The sequence below is a fragment of the Streptomyces sp. CG4 genome (assembly GCF_041080655.1).
In the GTDB taxonomy this organism is placed as follows: Bacteria; Actinomycetota; Actinomycetes; order Streptomycetales; family Streptomycetaceae; genus Streptomyces.
In genome coordinates this window covers 787,073-801,197 of sequence record NZ_CP163525.1, presented here as the reverse complement: position 1 = coordinate 801,197, position 14,125 = coordinate 787,073, and the positions used below count along the sequence as shown (strand labels likewise).

The 14,125-nt window shown below is 68.4% G+C and carries 14 protein-coding genes and 2 pseudogenes; 6 read left to right on the top strand and 10 right to left on the bottom strand.

The window, feature by feature from the left end:
- Window positions 1–102: 102 nt before the first annotated feature.
- From AB5L52_RS03640 to AB5L52_RS03630, 3 genes are all read right to left on the bottom strand, one after another.
- Complete coding sequence (locus tag AB5L52_RS03640; RefSeq protein WP_369362606.1) at window positions 103–294, bottom strand: DUF4158 domain-containing protein; 192 nt, start codon at window positions 292–294, stop codon at window positions 103–105.
- Window positions 295–348: 54 nt separating this feature from the next.
- Window positions 349–1,446, bottom strand: coding sequence for a hypothetical protein (locus AB5L52_RS03635; RefSeq protein ID WP_351577882.1), 1,098 nt, complete (start codon window positions 1,444–1,446; stop codon window positions 349–351).
- 330 nt (window positions 1,447–1,776) lie between these two features.
- Window positions 1,777–2,034 (bottom strand): hypothetical protein, encoded by a 258-nt coding sequence (locus tag AB5L52_RS03630; RefSeq protein ID WP_351034146.1) that lies wholly within the window; start codon window positions 2,032–2,034, stop codon window positions 1,777–1,779.
- Between AB5L52_RS03630 and AB5L52_RS03625 the strand changes: the two are divergent.
- The 5 genes and pseudogenes from AB5L52_RS03625 to AB5L52_RS03605 all read left to right on the top strand — a co-directional run.
- A pseudogene (locus tag AB5L52_RS03625) lies at window positions 1,962–2,737 on the top strand (transposase); the annotation flags it as partial. The gene AB5L52_RS03630 and the pseudogene AB5L52_RS03625 overlap by 73 nt on opposite strands.
- Window positions 2,738–2,786: 49 nt before the next feature.
- The gene (locus tag AB5L52_RS03620) at window positions 2,787–2,951 is read left to right on the top strand and encodes a transposase (protein WP_351034166.1); all 165 of its coding nucleotides are present in this window, start codon (window positions 2,787–2,789) and stop codon (window positions 2,949–2,951) included.
- Between the two features lie 8 nt (window positions 2,952–2,959).
- Window positions 2,960–3,295, top strand: a pseudogene (locus AB5L52_RS03615) (transposase); the annotation flags it as partial.
- A 25-nt stretch (window positions 3,296–3,320) separates the two neighbouring features.
- Entirely contained in the window at window positions 3,321–3,698 is a 378-nt protein-coding gene (locus AB5L52_RS03610; protein ID WP_369369084.1) for a hypothetical protein, read from the top strand.
- A gap of 573 nt (window positions 3,699–4,271) precedes the next feature.
- Window positions 4,272–4,607, top strand: coding sequence for a hypothetical protein (locus AB5L52_RS03605; protein WP_351034149.1), 336 nt, complete (start codon window positions 4,272–4,274; stop codon window positions 4,605–4,607).
- A gap of 142 nt (window positions 4,608–4,749) precedes the next feature.
- Here AB5L52_RS03605 and AB5L52_RS03600 read toward each other — a convergent pair whose 3' ends face one another.
- On the bottom strand, window positions 4,750–5,736 hold the full coding sequence (locus AB5L52_RS03600) for a helix-turn-helix domain-containing protein (protein ID WP_351034151.1): 987 nt from the start codon (window positions 5,734–5,736) through the stop codon (window positions 4,750–4,752).
- Window positions 5,737–6,244: 508 nt separating this feature from the next.
- On the opposite strand from AB5L52_RS03600, the gene AB5L52_RS03595 reads away from it, so the two are divergent.
- Window positions 6,245–6,769: a hypothetical protein gene (locus AB5L52_RS03595; RefSeq protein ID WP_351034153.1), complete on the top strand. Its 525-nt coding sequence runs from the start codon at window positions 6,245–6,247 to the stop codon at window positions 6,767–6,769.
- A gap of 58 nt (window positions 6,770–6,827) precedes the next feature.
- Here the strand turns inward: AB5L52_RS03595 and AB5L52_RS03590 are convergent, their stop codons facing one another.
- The 6 genes from AB5L52_RS03590 to AB5L52_RS03565 all read right to left on the bottom strand — a co-directional run bounded on the left by AB5L52_RS03590 (window position 6,828) and on the right by AB5L52_RS03565 (window position 14,052).
- A complete protein-coding gene (locus AB5L52_RS03590; RefSeq protein ID WP_369368802.1) occupies window positions 6,828–8,036 on the bottom strand; it encodes an IS256 family transposase in 1,209 nt (402 codons plus the stop codon).
- A 249-nt stretch (window positions 8,037–8,285) separates the two neighbouring features.
- Window positions 8,286–9,200, bottom strand: coding sequence for a replication-relaxation family protein (locus AB5L52_RS03585; protein ID WP_351577890.1), 915 nt, complete (start codon window positions 9,198–9,200; stop codon window positions 8,286–8,288).
- Window positions 9,197–11,827, bottom strand: a complete 2,631-nt coding sequence (locus AB5L52_RS03580; protein ID WP_369362605.1) for an ATP/GTP-binding protein — start codon at window positions 11,825–11,827, stop codon at window positions 9,197–9,199. Before AB5L52_RS03580 ends, AB5L52_RS03585 begins: the two co-directional genes overlap by 4 nt.
- A 92-nt stretch (window positions 11,828–11,919) precedes the next feature.
- Window positions 11,920–12,240 (bottom strand): hypothetical protein, encoded by a 321-nt coding sequence (locus AB5L52_RS03575; protein ID WP_369362604.1) that lies wholly within the window; start codon window positions 12,238–12,240, stop codon window positions 11,920–11,922.
- A gap of 299 nt (window positions 12,241–12,539) precedes the next feature.
- Window positions 12,540–12,872, bottom strand: coding sequence for a hypothetical protein (locus tag AB5L52_RS03570; RefSeq protein WP_351577898.1), 333 nt, complete (start codon window positions 12,870–12,872; stop codon window positions 12,540–12,542).
- Window positions 12,873–12,936: 64 nt separating this feature from the next.
- Entirely contained in the window at window positions 12,937–14,052 is a 1,116-nt protein-coding gene (locus tag AB5L52_RS03565; protein WP_369362603.1) for an NlpC/P60 family protein, read from the bottom strand.
- Between the last annotated feature and the right edge of the window lie 73 nt (window positions 14,053–14,125).

Genomic DNA, 14,125 nt, shown 5'->3' with positions numbered 1-14,125 from the left:
AGCTGCGTAGAGAACAGACATGATCAGCTATGGCCACGGGCGTTCCGCATCCAGGGGCACCGCCGGAGTGAGAACCTCACGAAGTGACAGAAGGCCAGGCCCTCAGCGCCACCGCACCGCCCGCACGGTGCCGAGCTGGACGCCGTAGCCGAGCTGCGATCTGGCGCCCCGGCAGGCCATCGCCCGCCGCCTCGCCTCGCGGTCCAGCAGGAAGTAGCCGGCCAACTGCCCGTCGTTCGGTACGGCGGTAAACGTACCGTAGCTGCGGCGCTGGTCGTCGGTCAGGAACGCCACCCCCCTGCCCCTCCCCATCGCTTCTGCTGCTCTGACGACGCTCGATTGCTCAGGTCAGCGAGCTGAGGCCGTGGGGGTCTGGCCAGCCTGGGCCTGTTGAGCGCGGGTAGTGATCATGCTGGCGAGTGGGATCACTGTCTGCCTGGCGCGCTGTGTGTCGTTGGCGCTTGGAGAAGCGTCGTTGTTGGAAACGATGGTGTAGACGACACTGACAACAACGGTGCCGGTTCGTATGAGGACCGAGGTTTCGCCCGAACCCTGGCGAGCAGAGGAGCGATCACCGAATGCCGGGAAGTCGGCGGTGCTGGTCATGCCATTATCAAGGTTCTGAAGGTACTGGTCGTACATCTGATCGGCCCATGAGGTGCTGGGGCCCGCAAGGACCATGAAAAACACGCTACCGCCCGGTTGCGTCGTATCGAACCGGTCGCTGGCAGATGCGACCACCTGTCGGCAGAGGTCTCCCGTTGGGCCCGAGGAAGTGGCGGCTCCGATGCATTCCCCGCCGGGATTCGCCAGCGCGGGCTCAGTCTGCTGCCAGCCGGCGGGTAGAGCATGGAGGTCCGGCAGAACGGCCTTGACCTGCTCCATGTTAGTCAGCGGCTTAGCGACGTGTTCTGGCAGGCCAAGGCCGGGCTGGTTCGAGGAGTGCCCGGCAAAGTGAATGCCCAAGGCAATCAGGGCGGCCATCACGACCAGGACAGCGATCAGCACACCGATGCTGCGACGCTTGTTGATGACTTTGGTGCGGATATCCCGACCAGCGACGTTGTTCCCCACGCCTACGGCGGTCGGCCCCGCACCGCCGCCGATCCGCGCATGCTCGCCGATTGTGATTGCCGGTGGACCGGTTGGCAGGGGCGGGACCGGGCCAGGCTGCGTGAGTCGAGATTCCAAAGCCTGCGCCAGGCCGGGGTTGCCGCTGAGCAGTTCGTTCACTGCTTCAGCCAAGCCCTGTTGTGCTTGCTCGTCGTCTGGTGCTGTGTCCACTCGCGCGGCTGCCTCCGTCCATCGTGGCAGCTGTCCGAGCCCGTTCCGAACCCAGTCGATCGCTTCGGCGCCCAGAGCAGTTCCGGCAGCCCCCGCCGCGCTCGAAGCCGCCTGCACCAGCGCGGCCACGACCGCCGCGACCAGGTCTGGGCTGTCTCCCATACTCATCCACTCCCCCCCGTACGAGAAGCCTGGACTCCAACTGTCGTAGTGGTACGCCAACTTAGCGTTGAAGCTGACAGACTGAGACCGAAACGCAATCACCCATGGCCCCAACTGGCAGCGGCCTTACGCGGGGTGATGCGCCGAACGAAGAGACTCACGAACCTGTGATGCTCAATGAGTTCCGCTGTGTGCCACAGGTCTGCCGCCGGGTCCTCCGGCAGGTCGCGCTCAGAAGGCGTCACACGTTCAACAGACGTCACCGCGTCACACCTTCCGGTGACGCGATCGGGCGCTTGTGCGACGGGAGGGCCGGTATCCCGTCTCACCTCACGTTGTCGGCATGACTGCGGCGATCCGGTCGGCGTAGGCGCGGTACGCCTTGCGCCCGGCCGGGGTAGAGCCGTCGCCAGCGAGGGCGGCGCACTGCTTGAGCGCGGCCTGGTGGAGGGCGAGCGGGGCGGTGACGCGCACCGAGTGGCCATGCCCCCGGCGGATGGTCTGGCCGCCCTGCAGTGCTTTGCGGACGGCGGCATCTCCGGTGTGGTGCAGGTGGCCGGCGAGCAGGCCAGGCAGGTAGAGGATCACGGCTGCTTCGGGCTCGGGCCGTTGCTTGGCGGCGGTGCCGTCCGGCGACTCGGGGGCGGCGGGCAGGTCTCGGGCGCGCCGGCGGCGTCCAGGACACGGCGGATCGTCTTGGGCGTGACGCCATAGCGCCGTGCCAGGGCCTTGACCGCGGCGCCTTCCCGGTACGCGCCGACGCACTCGGCACCGGCGGCCTGCTCGGCCAGGGCGAGGGCCGCACCGTCGCCGATGTGCTCGCCTGGCTCGCCACCACCCCGCTGACCTGGAGAAAGGGCATCGAGTACGTGGCCATCGACATGTCGACCACCTACCGCGCCGCCGTCCGCACCGGCTGTCGCACGCCGGCGTCGTGGTCGACCACTTCCACGTCGTCCGGCTCGCCAACAAGATGCTGTCCACCGTCCGGCGCCGCACCACTGCTGAGGTCCGCGGCCGGCGCGGACGTGCCAGTGACCCGGAATGGAAAGCCAGGTGGCGCCTGCTGCGCAACCGCGAGGACCTCACCGACGAGCAGTTCGCCACGATGTGGAACGCGCTGCTGGGCGAGGGAAGGATCGGCCAGACCCTCCTGACGGCATGGATCGCCAAGGAGAACGTGCGCACCCTCCTCGCATGCGCCCGCACCGGCGCCGACCGCCACCAAGTCGGCCACACCCGCTGGAAGTTCCTCACCTGGTGCGCGGACTCCGACATCCCCGAAGTGAGGCAGCTCGCCGACACCGTCGACCGCTGGTGTCCGGAGATCGAAGCGTTTCATCGACACCGGGCACGGAAACGCCAAGAGCGAAGGCATCGACCGCGTGATCAAGCTCGTCGCCCGCAAGGCGTTCGGCTTCCGCAACGCCGACAACCAACGACTACGGACACACTGCGTCACCGCACGCCGAGCCCGCGGACACCTCCGCACCGCTCAACTTTGAAGACCCCCGATGCCGCCAAGAAGATCGTAGGCCGCAAGCGCGGCATCCTGACCGACACGCTCGGCCTCATCCTCGCCGTGACCGTCACCGCCGCCGGCCTCCACGAGAACGCCCTGGGAATACGCCTCCTCGACCAGGCGAAGGAAACGTATCCGACCATCTCCAAGAGCTGGGTCAACACCGGATTCAAGAACGCCGTTGTCGAGCACGGAGCGAAGCTCGGAACCGACGTCGAAGTCGTCAACAGGAACCCCGGAGTTCGCGGATTTCACGTCGTGAAAAGGCGCTGGGTGGTGGAGCGGAGTATCGGGTGGATCATGATGCACCGGCGCCTCGCCCGCGACTCAGTCCAACACGATCACGGTGTGGGTGTGGAAGGACCACTACGGCGGCCTACACGCCGCCGACACACAAACCCGCCCCGAAGCATCCGTGCGGCATGTGCCGCTGCCCACCGAGGCCGGCCCGCTGCAGCGACTCTACGGCAACCTCACCCGCATGATTGCCGAACGGGAGGCCGCTGGCGGCCCCGTGCACACCGGCCGGGCCTCGCTGAGCGTGCGGATATGGGAGAAGCACAGCGGTGAACTGGCCGCCGCTCTCACCCGCCGCAAGGGCTGCACCGTGGTGACGTTGGCGCTGCCGACCGAGCTGGAGCCGCTGCGCGAGCTGCACAACAAGGTGGTGGCGCAGATGAAGGCCCACAACGTTGCTCGACAGCCGCCTACGAAGCGCCGGAACGGCTGAGAGGGCAGAGCGTGCAGTCCTTCTCCGGGGTAGGAGACGTCGGCGCCGACGGGGTGAGCACGGAGACGGCGCCGCTCATGTGAGTGCAGCCCCGGGACGGGGACTCACGGCAGCGGCGACTGTGCGGTGCCTGCTGGTGGACCGGATTACGACGGGCCGTTGGTCAGGTGGTGCTGGCGCTCAGTGACGAGGACGAGACTGCGTCAACGAATTTGGACGGCGTCGGCGGTGTCGAGCCAGCGAGTGGTGGAGGACTCGGAGAGCGGGCCAGTCATGAAGATGATCGCCGCGAGGAGCTCGTGGTCACTGTATCGGCGCTGGCTCCAGGCTCGGCCCGTCTGTAGTGGACTCATTGCTAACAGAGCTGTGGACTCTGTGCTCACGACTTCTCCAGCGCATATCAGCATCATGGAAGAACGTCCGTCGACAAGGCGGAGAAGCGCCACAGAGGGCAGCCGGCGAAACGGATGACGTTGACGCCCGATGACGTCCGTCTTCGGCGTTTTTGTGGGCGTGCCTGTGGCGCTTGCACGATGACCGCTTCTGATCAGAGAACAAGGAACGGGGATTCCCATGGCTATCGCAGCTATCCGTAAGGCTGCCGTCGGCGCCGTTATGGCCACTGTGGCGTTCGGCGGGGTCGTCGCGACGTCGTCCACCGCCTCGGCCGCTCCGGCTGACGAGATCTGCAGCCAGGCGGAAGGTAACTGGGTCAGCGCCACCACCCTGGATGACATCCCCCTGCACAGCGGGCCCGGCGCTGACTTCGGCGTGACGGGGACGTCCACCTGGGACTTCAAGGTGGACTCCTGCGTCGTCAACTCCGCCGGCCACCACTGGTTCTACGGCTCTACGATGGACGGTGAGACGGGCTGGGTCTGGGCCGAGTACTACGGGGGGGACGAGTAGCGGCGGAGCGGCCCAAGAGAGGCCTCTGACCAGTGCGGATGCCCTCGTTGGAGCCGCCTGGCGCGCGGCCGTCGGGCGGCTGCCTTCCAGACGGTCGCAACGCGGGCGTTGAGTTGTGAACACCGAGGACACAGCTGCCTTCTCACTCACAGTGGAGGAGAGCTTGGTGCCGGTGGTCCTTGGGGGTGGTGCCGTAGGCCGCGCGGTGGGCGCGGCTGAAGTCGGATGCGCGAGGAAATCCCCAGCGGGCAGCAATGGTGTGGATGGGGGTGGTGCGCAGGGCTGGGTCGGCGAGGTCGCGGCGGGCTGCCTCCATGCGCAGGTGGCGTATCCATGCGGCGACTGTGGCGTCTTCGTCCTGGAAGAGGCGGTGCAGGTAGCTGGTGGAGATGTGATGTGCGGCGGCGATCGTGCTCGGGGTGAGGTGCGGGTCGTGCAGGTGCTCCCGGATGAACGCCTGGATACGGAAGGTGAGGGCCTGCTGGCGGGTCTCCAGGGGCAGGCAGTGGTCGGCTTCGAGTAGATGGGCGAAGAGCGCGGCGACCAGAGAGATTACGACGGCGGCCAGACGTGGCCGGTCGCAGGGCTGGTACGCCGCCGGGTCCGCTGTCAACCGGGTGAGGAACTGAGCCAGCAGGGCCCCGATGCCTTGCCGGGCTGACACCGGCGCCCCGACGATCCGGCCGGCCACGTCGCGCGGCAGGGGCAGCAGGGCTTTGGGAACCTCCAGCGCCACCGACTGGACCGGGTCCCCCGTGCTGTAGAGGTCGTTGAGCAGCGAGGACGAGTTGATGAACAGGTCGTGCGGCTTGTAGTCGGTCTCCCGGTGCCGCCACACGCTCGTCCCGCTCCCGCGAACGACGAGTGACAGGTGATAGGTCTCAGGGTCGGACTGCCGGATCAGCTTGGGCGTGCGCCGGAACACTAGCGGTTGGAACGTGTGAGACCACACGGTGACGGCACCGAGGTCCAGCACGCGCTGGGAGGCGCGGAAGTCGTCGGCGTGATCGCTGCGCAGCTCCATGGGCGCATGGGTACGGCCCAAGAGCTCGGTCCAATAGTCGAACCGGTCCGCCGCGGACACGTCCTCGCTCCGGAACACCACTTCGTCCAACAACTGTGTCTTCACCGCTTCTGAAACCGCTGGTCAAAGGCTCTCCTAGGAATGACGGGGCAATCGAACGCCCCGGTTCCACCTCGTGTCGGCCGGAGCCCGTCAGGACGTTGGGCACTGTGGCGGGGTGAGCCTGCCCCACGGCACTGCTCCTCGGCGGCAACAGTCGTGGCTATCTGGGGTAGTTGAGCGAACTGACTGGTCAGCGGCTTGGGGCTCGTTCAGTCACGTTAGGTGATCCGCGGCTGTCGATTCTGAGGGGGTGGAGGGGTTTGTCGGTGCGTGAAAGACCCCGCTGGGCGTCCCGGGCCGGGTCGTTGCGTGCGGTGAGGCCCACAGTGCTGACGGAGTTGGCGACGGGCTTGGTGGGCGGCCATGATGAGTGCCGGTCCGGTCGGTGAACGTGCCGATCGCGGTCTACGACCCCCAAGACAGTGCGCTGGCGTCCCACCGTGGATTGACCACGCCCAGAGCGGGGGAGAGTAACCCAGTGTCATCATCTCTTCACCGAAAGGGATGGCTTATGTGCAAGCTCCCCCTCGTCACCGCCGTGGTTGTCGGCCTTGCGAGTGCCGCGGTGATCGCACCGGCCGCCCACGCCTCGACGGTGGACGTGACCTGTTCCGGTACCGAGACCGTCCAATACAATCCCGGACTGCTCGTGACCCCGCAGACCGTCCACGTCAATGTCACCGGCATCCTGGCACCATGCAGCTCCTCCGACAGGGGCCTCACCGCCGGCAACTACCAGGAGAGCTTCGACACAACCCTCTCCTGCGCCACCCTGCTGTCGCCGAGGGCTGGAACCAGGGTCTTCCACTGGAGCAACGGACAGACCAGCACCTTCAGCTTCAACCGTGCGCTCAACAACGCCGCCGGCCAAACCACGGTCACCTTCACAGGCGAGATCACCAGCGGCGAGTTCGCAGGTGACACCGCCATCGAACAGGTGGTATTCGTGACGCCGACCGCCCTGCAGTGCGCGGCTCCCCCCGGGGTCACCGCCCTGGGCCCGGGCCCCGCGGTCCTGAGCCTCACCCATCCCTGATCCTTCGAGCAAGCCTGCCGGGGGTCTGTCCAATCAACGGCTGATCTTGGTTGTTGAGTCAGTTGCTGGTGGTGGGGGTGAGGCGTCCTTCGAAGGCGATCTGGAAGGCGTTCAGGGGGGCCTTCCAGCGCATTGTCCAGCGACGGCGACCCTTGCCCGTCGGATCCAGCGACATGAGCGCCATGTAGACGCACTTCAACGCGGCGTTCTCCGACGGGAAGTGGCCGCGAGCCCTCACGGCCTTGCGGATGCGGGCGTTCACGCTCTCAATCGCGTTCGTTGAACAGATCACCTTGCGGATCTCGACGTCGAAGGAGAGGAAGGGCACCATCTCGGCCCAGGCGTCGGACCACAACTTGATCACGGCCGGATACTTGGTGCCCCACTTCTCGGAGAACTCCAGGAACCGTTCGGTCGCGGTGGCCTCGCCCGGGGCGGTGTAGACGGGCTTGAGATCCTTCGCGACCTTGTCCCAGTCCTGCCGGGCCACGTAGCGGATGCTGTTCCGAATCAGATGAACTATGCACGTTTGCACCACAGTTCGCGGCCAGACGGTCTCGACCGCGTCCGGCAGGCCCTTCAATCCGTCACAGACGAGCATGAGCACGTCCTCGACGCCACGGTTGCGGAGCTCGGTGAACACACTGAGCCAGTGCTTGGCACCCTCGCCGCCATCACCTGCCCAGATCCCCAGGATGTCCCGGGTGCCCTCGACGGTCACAGCCATGGCGATGTATATCGGCCGGTTGGCGACATGGCCGTCGCGGATCTTCACGTTGATGGCGTCCACGAAGACGACCGGGTAGACGCGATCCAGCGGACGTGACTGCCATTCGGCCATGCCTTCCATCACCTTGTCCGTGATGGTGGTGATGGTCTGCTTCGACACCTCTGCCCCGTACACCTCGGCCAGATGAGCCGATATCTCCCCATGGGTCAGACCCTTCGCGGACAGCGACAGCACCATCTCGTCGACTCCGGTCAGGCGGCGCTGCCGCTTTTTGACGATCTGCGGCTCGAAGGTGCCGGCCACATCCCTCGGCACCTTCACCTCGACCGGGCCGACGTCGGTCAGCACTGTCTTGGTGCGGGTGCCGTTGCGGCTGTTGCCGCTGTTCCGGCCCGCCGCGTCGTGCTTGCCATAGCCGACATGGTCGGTGATCTCGCCCTCCGGGGCGGACTCCAGCACCCGCTTCGTCAGCTGCTGCAGCAGCCCGCCCTCCCCGGTCAGCTGCAGCCCGTCATTGCGGGCGCGGTCGACCAGCATCGCGATCAACTGCTCGTCCGACACCGCCTCCGCGGCCGACTCGACGACCGGCTCTTCCACGGCCCCGTGCTCGGTGATGGCCTCGCTCATCAGGCGTCTCCTTGATCATCGGATCCGCCGTTGATTAGCGCCTGCGGTCGATTCAACAAGTCAGACACTTCCAGACCCCACTGCCTGGAGGGCCCGATGCGCACCAGGCCGTCCAACGAGGCGCGAAAACGAGATCATCAGAGCTTCAAAGATGAGTTCTCACAGGTCGGTCCATGGGCGTGGCTTGCCACCTGCAAGGGGCGCCCACACATCGCCGGAAGGCCCCTGAAGTTCGAGGTCCTCCAGGACTGCCGCGCCCAGCGGCACCTGTCTGGCCAGTGTGGCTACGAGCGGGTGCTGCGCGACCATGGCCTGCAAGTCGCTGATCCGGTTGTCCAGGACGTACCGGGAGGCACCGGTCAGCACGAACAGCACCCGGGGGAACACGGGATACCAGCGCAGCCAGACGGCTCCCTGGGCTACCGTCTGCCGGGAGCGTGGCCGGCCGACGGGCTGTGGCTCGTACGCCCACAGCCGCGCGTACTCGATCAGCTTCGCCGCCAGTCGTTCGCTGCCCATGGTCGCCCGGTCGACCTCGACGAACGCCCGCAGTTTTGTCCGCTGGTCGTCACCGATGAGGGTGTAGTGCATCACCGCGTCCGTAATGATCTTTTCGCCGTCGCTGAGCGGGTGGGAGACCTCGGGTGTCCAGTCCAGGTGACCGTGTTCGTCGCCGCGCCGGCGGGCGTCGGCGACGAACGCCAGGTGGGTGCGGACCACGGTCAGGGTGTGCGGCGTCTTCAACGAGGCAGCCGTGGCCGAGGTGATCGGATAGGGGGGTCGGCCGCGCAGCGCGGGGAAGTCCCGGGTCAGCCGTGCGCCCTCGCTCGTCAGGTACCAGGCCCGGGAGCGGTTGGACTGCGGCAGCACCGTGTAGTCCACCAGGCCCTCGCGGCGCAGTCTGTTCAGCGGCGCGGAGACGGTCTGGCGTGCCGTGCCGGGGCGCAGCAGGTCGTGGAGCTGCTGTGTGGTCGCCATGCGGTGCTGGCCGAGTGCGGCCAGGAGCTGATACGGCAGCGGCTCGACGGGGCTTGGAGTGCGCCCGGACGTGACGGTTTCGATGGCGGTGGTCACTGATATCCCTTCTTCTGCAGCCGTACGGCCGGTGCGGTGGTGGGGGCGTGCTGGGTGAGGAAGTCGCTCACGCGGTGCAGCTGGTCGGTGGCCCGGGCCGTGAGCGTGGCAAGAGGTGCCGCGCCGGCCATCGCCTGGGCTGAGCGCTCCAGTGCCGCCGCCTGGCGGGGGCGGGCGTAGTCGGCGAACACCTCGTCCAGGTGCGGGCCGGTGATCCGGACGGGGCCGATGCGCCGGCCTTCGACGGTCAGCGACATGTAGTGCTCGAACCGGTCCAGGGTGGCGACGACGTCCGGGCTGGGTTTGTCGCCCCACTCCGAGGTGATCGCAGCGACGGCAGACTGCGAGCCGGCTGTGGACGCCAGAGTGGAGGCGTTCTGGACCAGGGACAGCCGCACCGCCTGGGGCAGGCGTCCCAGCAGCTGTGTCATGCCGTGGACGTGGACCTTGTACTTGCGGAAGTCCTCGAACATAGAGGCGATCGTCTCCGGGGCCGCACCGGTCAGGGTGATCAGCTCGTCGAAGTACGGGCGGAAGGGCACCCGCTGGTCTTCCGGGGTGTCGCGGCGGGAGCGCACGGCACGCAGCAGATCCCGGGCGAGCAGAGCGGTGATCAGCCGGTCGGTGGGCCCGTTCCCGCCCGGGCACACCCACACGATCATCCGTGAGTCCATCGCGGTGCGGATGTTGTAGACGCCGGCCGGCTGGCCGAGGAAGGCACGGGTGACGGGGTTGGCGGCGAGGCGGGCGATGGGGTTGAGGACGACGCCGAACGCGTCGGGGGGCAGGGTGGGGAAGATGGTGTGCCACCAGGAGCGGGTCTCCTCATCGAGGTGCCCGGCCGCCGTGGTCAGTGCCGCGGTGCGGAAGGCGGGGTCGGTGAGCAGCGCCCGCACGTGGAAGACGGTGGCCTGGTCCTGCGGCCGCCCCGCGGCGCAGGCCGCCTGGTTGACGGCCACCAGCACGGCCAGGGCGGCGGTGAGGATGGTGAGCGCGCGGGGTGCGCTGGCGTCGTCCCAGCCCAGTGCGGCTGCGTAGGCGTCGGTGACTGCCTCGACGACCTCGTGCGCCGCCTGGCCCTGGTGCATGCCCAGCGGGTTCCACGAACTCACCTGCGGGGCGGACCCGCTTGCGTTGAGGTCGATGAGCGCGATCCGCTGCATGAGGTGGTCGTGGGCCAAGAACGGCAGGGCGCGAGGCCAGGAGTCGCGGTGGGGGTCGACGAACATCAGCCCGCCGCCGGCGTGGGCCCAGCCGATCGCCTGGGCGAGGGCACGTTCGGTCTTGCCGCCGCCGGCCTTGCCCACCCCGACTTCGAACAGCGTCTCCCTGGCGTAGGTGGCGACCAGGCGTCTGCGGCCGTCCGGGCCTCGGTAGATGCCCTGCAGCAGCAGCTCGGCATCCCCGTACTCGAAGGTCGGCAGATCTCCCGCCAGCAGCGGCAGGCGGCAGTGCGCGGTGGGCGGCTTGAGCAGCCCCGTCAGCTCCTCCAGGCGTACCCAGTTCGGCCGGGGCGGCTGGCAGTGCCCCAGCGTCCAGCGGCGTTCGAAGCCGCGGCGGCTGGGCCAGCGGTCGGCCCCGAGCCGCCACGGGCCCACCCGCCACCCGCGCATGGCCCACCGTGAGCCGCCGCCGAACACGTCCAGGGCGGCCTGGAGCTGGGCGAGCCGGGCCTGGGCGCGGCCCTCGGTGTTCGACGCGCACATCACGAGCAGCTGCACGCGGACCAGGTGGTCGTCCTCGGCGAGCTTGCCCAGCGCGTCGGCCGGGTCGACCCGGCGGGGTACGGGAGGCATGACCAGACGGCGCCCACCCGCGCTGCCGCCTTGCTTGCCCGCGGCCAGCTGCTGCAGCTGCCACGTCAGCGAGTCCTCGATGCCGGTGGCGTCCTGCCGCACCCAGCGGGCGGCCCGTTGGGCCTCGCGCCGCTCCGCGCGGCGCGCATCCGTCATCAGCTGCAGGCGGCGCGCCCGCAGCACCCACTTGGGTGCCCGCTGGATGTCGAGGCGGATCTCGGCCAGGTCGCCCAGCTGGGCACGCAGGTCGGAGACGGCGTCGATCAGCGGCTGCAGCGGGTCGGGGGCCAGGGGTACCTCACGCAGCGGAGCGGTGGGTTTGCCTCGCAGGATGAACTCCGCCCGCACCACGTGCTCACGGGGCTTGTCGACAATGGGACCGGCCCGGTTCACGGTCACCTGCGGGCCGAACGGGGTGATCGACAGCAGACGTTCGCCGCCCGCGGGGCCTTCGATGCGATAGCGCAACGGGCTGGAGCCGTCGGCTCGCAACCGGATCTGCACCGCCTTCGTACGGCGCGGCGCCCACCACGGCATACTCGTCGACGCCCGGGCCAGCTGTACCCCCCGGCGGAAGATCTCCTCCAAGCCGGGGTCGAAGTGGCGCGAGGGCACAAGCTCCAGCGCCATCCGCTCGGCCGAGGCCTTCCGCGCCAGGCGGCGCACCACCATCTCGCTCACGGCCCACACCATGACGGCGGCCGCGGCGGGCACATACCAGTAGGTGACCGTCCAGCCGACAGTGTGGACGATGCCGGTGAACAGGCCGAGTACCGGGCCGGACGCCGACTCGGTGGCCTGGCCGGTCAGGTACGGGGCTGCGGAATCCACGCGGACGCTCCTTCTTTCTTCGAAGTGCTGCGGGTGAAGTGCCAGTCGGTGATGCGGCCGTCGGTGAAGGTGCCGCCGCGGTCGTCGCCGGCCTACACCAGGTGCACCACCGCCTGGCCTACGGCGCCGTCGCGGCGGGCGATGGCCGCCTGGATCCGGAACCGGGCCGTCGCGAACGCAGGGGTCAGATGCTGGCCGGCGTCGGGGAAGACCCTGGGCCACTTCGCCCGGCCGATCCCGGTGGCGTCCGCACACAGAAGTTCACGGCCCGCTGCAAGCAGTTGCCGCTCGTCCCGTGCGTCAAGATCCGCGGGCCAGGCGGCCTCCAGCGCCTGCTGGATGGCCCGGTCGCCGGCCGCGCCCTCGCCGTGCGGCGGCAGCGCCGACTGGGAGGCCGGCTGAGGCGGCTTCACCGCCGTCGCGACTTCCTCGGGCGCGCCGACGGCCGAAGGGCGCTCGCTGGAGTAAGGCGACGAAGAGGGCCGGGCAGGGGCAGCTTGTGGTCCAGATGCCGCCCAGGGAGCGGACCCGCCGGGTCTGTTCGGCATGGCGAGCAGAGCCACCCCGGTCACGATCAGGATCACGGTGGCGATCAGCGGCAGGCGCGGTGAGCGCGGCGAGGTGCAAGTTCTCAACCTTCTTGGCCGGTTGGTTCGCTGGGAGTTCGATGTTCGCGGCCTGTCTTCCACTGGCCTGCCCGCACCGGTCCTCATCAGCGTGTCCAGCCCTGGGCCCGGCGCTGGCCTTCGCGCACCGCGCGCAACTGTCCCGTGAGCCAAACCAACGTGGAGGCGCTGGCGAGGAACAGGACGAGGGGAATCCAGAGTGTCCACGGTCCTCTGGGGAAACCGGCGACGAAGAGCTGAGCAATGCCCGACGCGCCGGCGACTGCACCACAGCCGAGCGCGAGGCGTTGCCCTACGCGACCTCGATTCCAGCTGGTGCGGCGGTACCCGATGAAGAGATACAGCCCGACGATGGCGACGCCGCCGCCGACCATGCTGAGCACCGTGAGCGTCCACATCAGGACGTGCGCGGAGTCCACTCGTTCACCTCTTTCCCGATCAGCAGCCCGCCGACTTCATCTGCGGCTCTGCACAAGGACGTCGTCATAGGAGCCGGGCACCTCCCGCAAAGCCAGACATCGCGTCCACCGCGTCCAGCCTCACCACGGTCCCCGGGCGGGCGGCGTCGATCATCTGGCCGCCTGTGAGGTAAATGCCGACGTGAAAGATCGTCGCGTCCCGGCCGGGGGCGTAGGCGTAGAAGACGAGGTCACCGGTCTTCAACGCTTGGGTGCCGAGGCTGGCGGGGATCCGCCGGCCGACACCGGCCTGCTCGGCCGCGGTACGCGGCAGGCTGATGCCGACCCTGGCATAGGCGTACGTCGTCAGGCCCGAGCAGTCGAAGCCCCGGATACCCGCACCGCTTTTGCCGCTGGGGGTGCAGCACGACCCGTAGGACGGGCCGCTGGCATCGCCGCCGCCCCAGGAATAGGGCACGCCCCGCTGCGAGAGCGCCGCATCGATCACGGTGCGGACCGTGCCGGAGAGGTTCTTCAGGTCCGGGTCTTTGGCGGCCGCCGTGTACTGGTCGATCCAGCCCAGCACGTTCGAGAGGTACTCCTGCGAGTGGTTGTACTCCAGGATCGCTGCCTCCAGCTGGGCACGCTGGGTCAGATCGCGGCCGTTGCCGCACAGGTAGACCGCGGCGCTGAGCGCGGCATCGTCGGCGTTCTGCGGATCAGCGATGTGGTCGCCGTTGCCGTCCTGGCCAATCGACTCCCAGGTCGAGGGCAGGAACTGGAACGGGCCCACGGCCCGGTCTCCCTGCGAGGTGCCGTCCCACTTACCCCCGTCGCTGTCGGGGACCACGGTCGTGTTGCCACCCACACCGGAGCCATTGAGGAGCACCCCGTAGATCTTCGGGCGGATGTCACCGTTGTCAGCGATGCTGTGGCCGATGGCATGGTTGGACTCCACCTTGGCGATCCCGGCCAGGATCGGCCAGCGCATGCCCTGGCACTTCGGCACATGCTTCCCGACCTGCTGGACCGCCTTCTTGTAGGCGGTCAGCATCCGGGGAGGGATGTCCGCGGCGCTGCCGCCCTCGGCGATCCCGCCTCCGTCGTTCTGTGCACCCGTCTTCAGCGCGACGTACGCGCTGATCGCGTTCCCCACGGGCGCGGCACAGCACACGGCGGCGAACAGCAGCAGCGCCACCATGCATCCCCACCGCCGGACGCGGCGTCCAGGCGGCCTCACTCGTCCTCACCGCCTCGCCGGCGCCGGTCCCGCT

Excerpts from the sequence above, each read along its gene's own strand:
- AB5L52_RS03635 (WP_351577882.1), bottom strand. The coding sequence starts at position 1,446 with ATGGGAGACAGCCCAGACCTGGTCGCGGCGGTCGTGGCCGCGCTGGTG.
- AB5L52_RS03605 (WP_351034149.1), top strand. The coding sequence starts at position 4,272 with ATGGCTATCGCAGCTATCCGTAAGGCTGCCGTCGGCGCCGTTATGGCC.
- AB5L52_RS03595 (WP_351034153.1), top strand. The coding sequence starts at position 6,245 with ATGTGCAAGCTCCCCCTCGTCACCGCCGTGGTTGTCGGCCTTGCGAGT.
- AB5L52_RS03590 (WP_369368802.1), bottom strand. The coding sequence starts at position 8,036 with ATGCTGGTCGACCGCGCCCGCAATGACGGGCTGCAGCTGACCGGGGAG.
- AB5L52_RS03565 (WP_369362603.1), bottom strand. The coding sequence starts at position 14,052 with ATGGTGGCGCTGCTGCTGTTCGCCGCCGTGTGCTGTGCCGCGCCCGTG.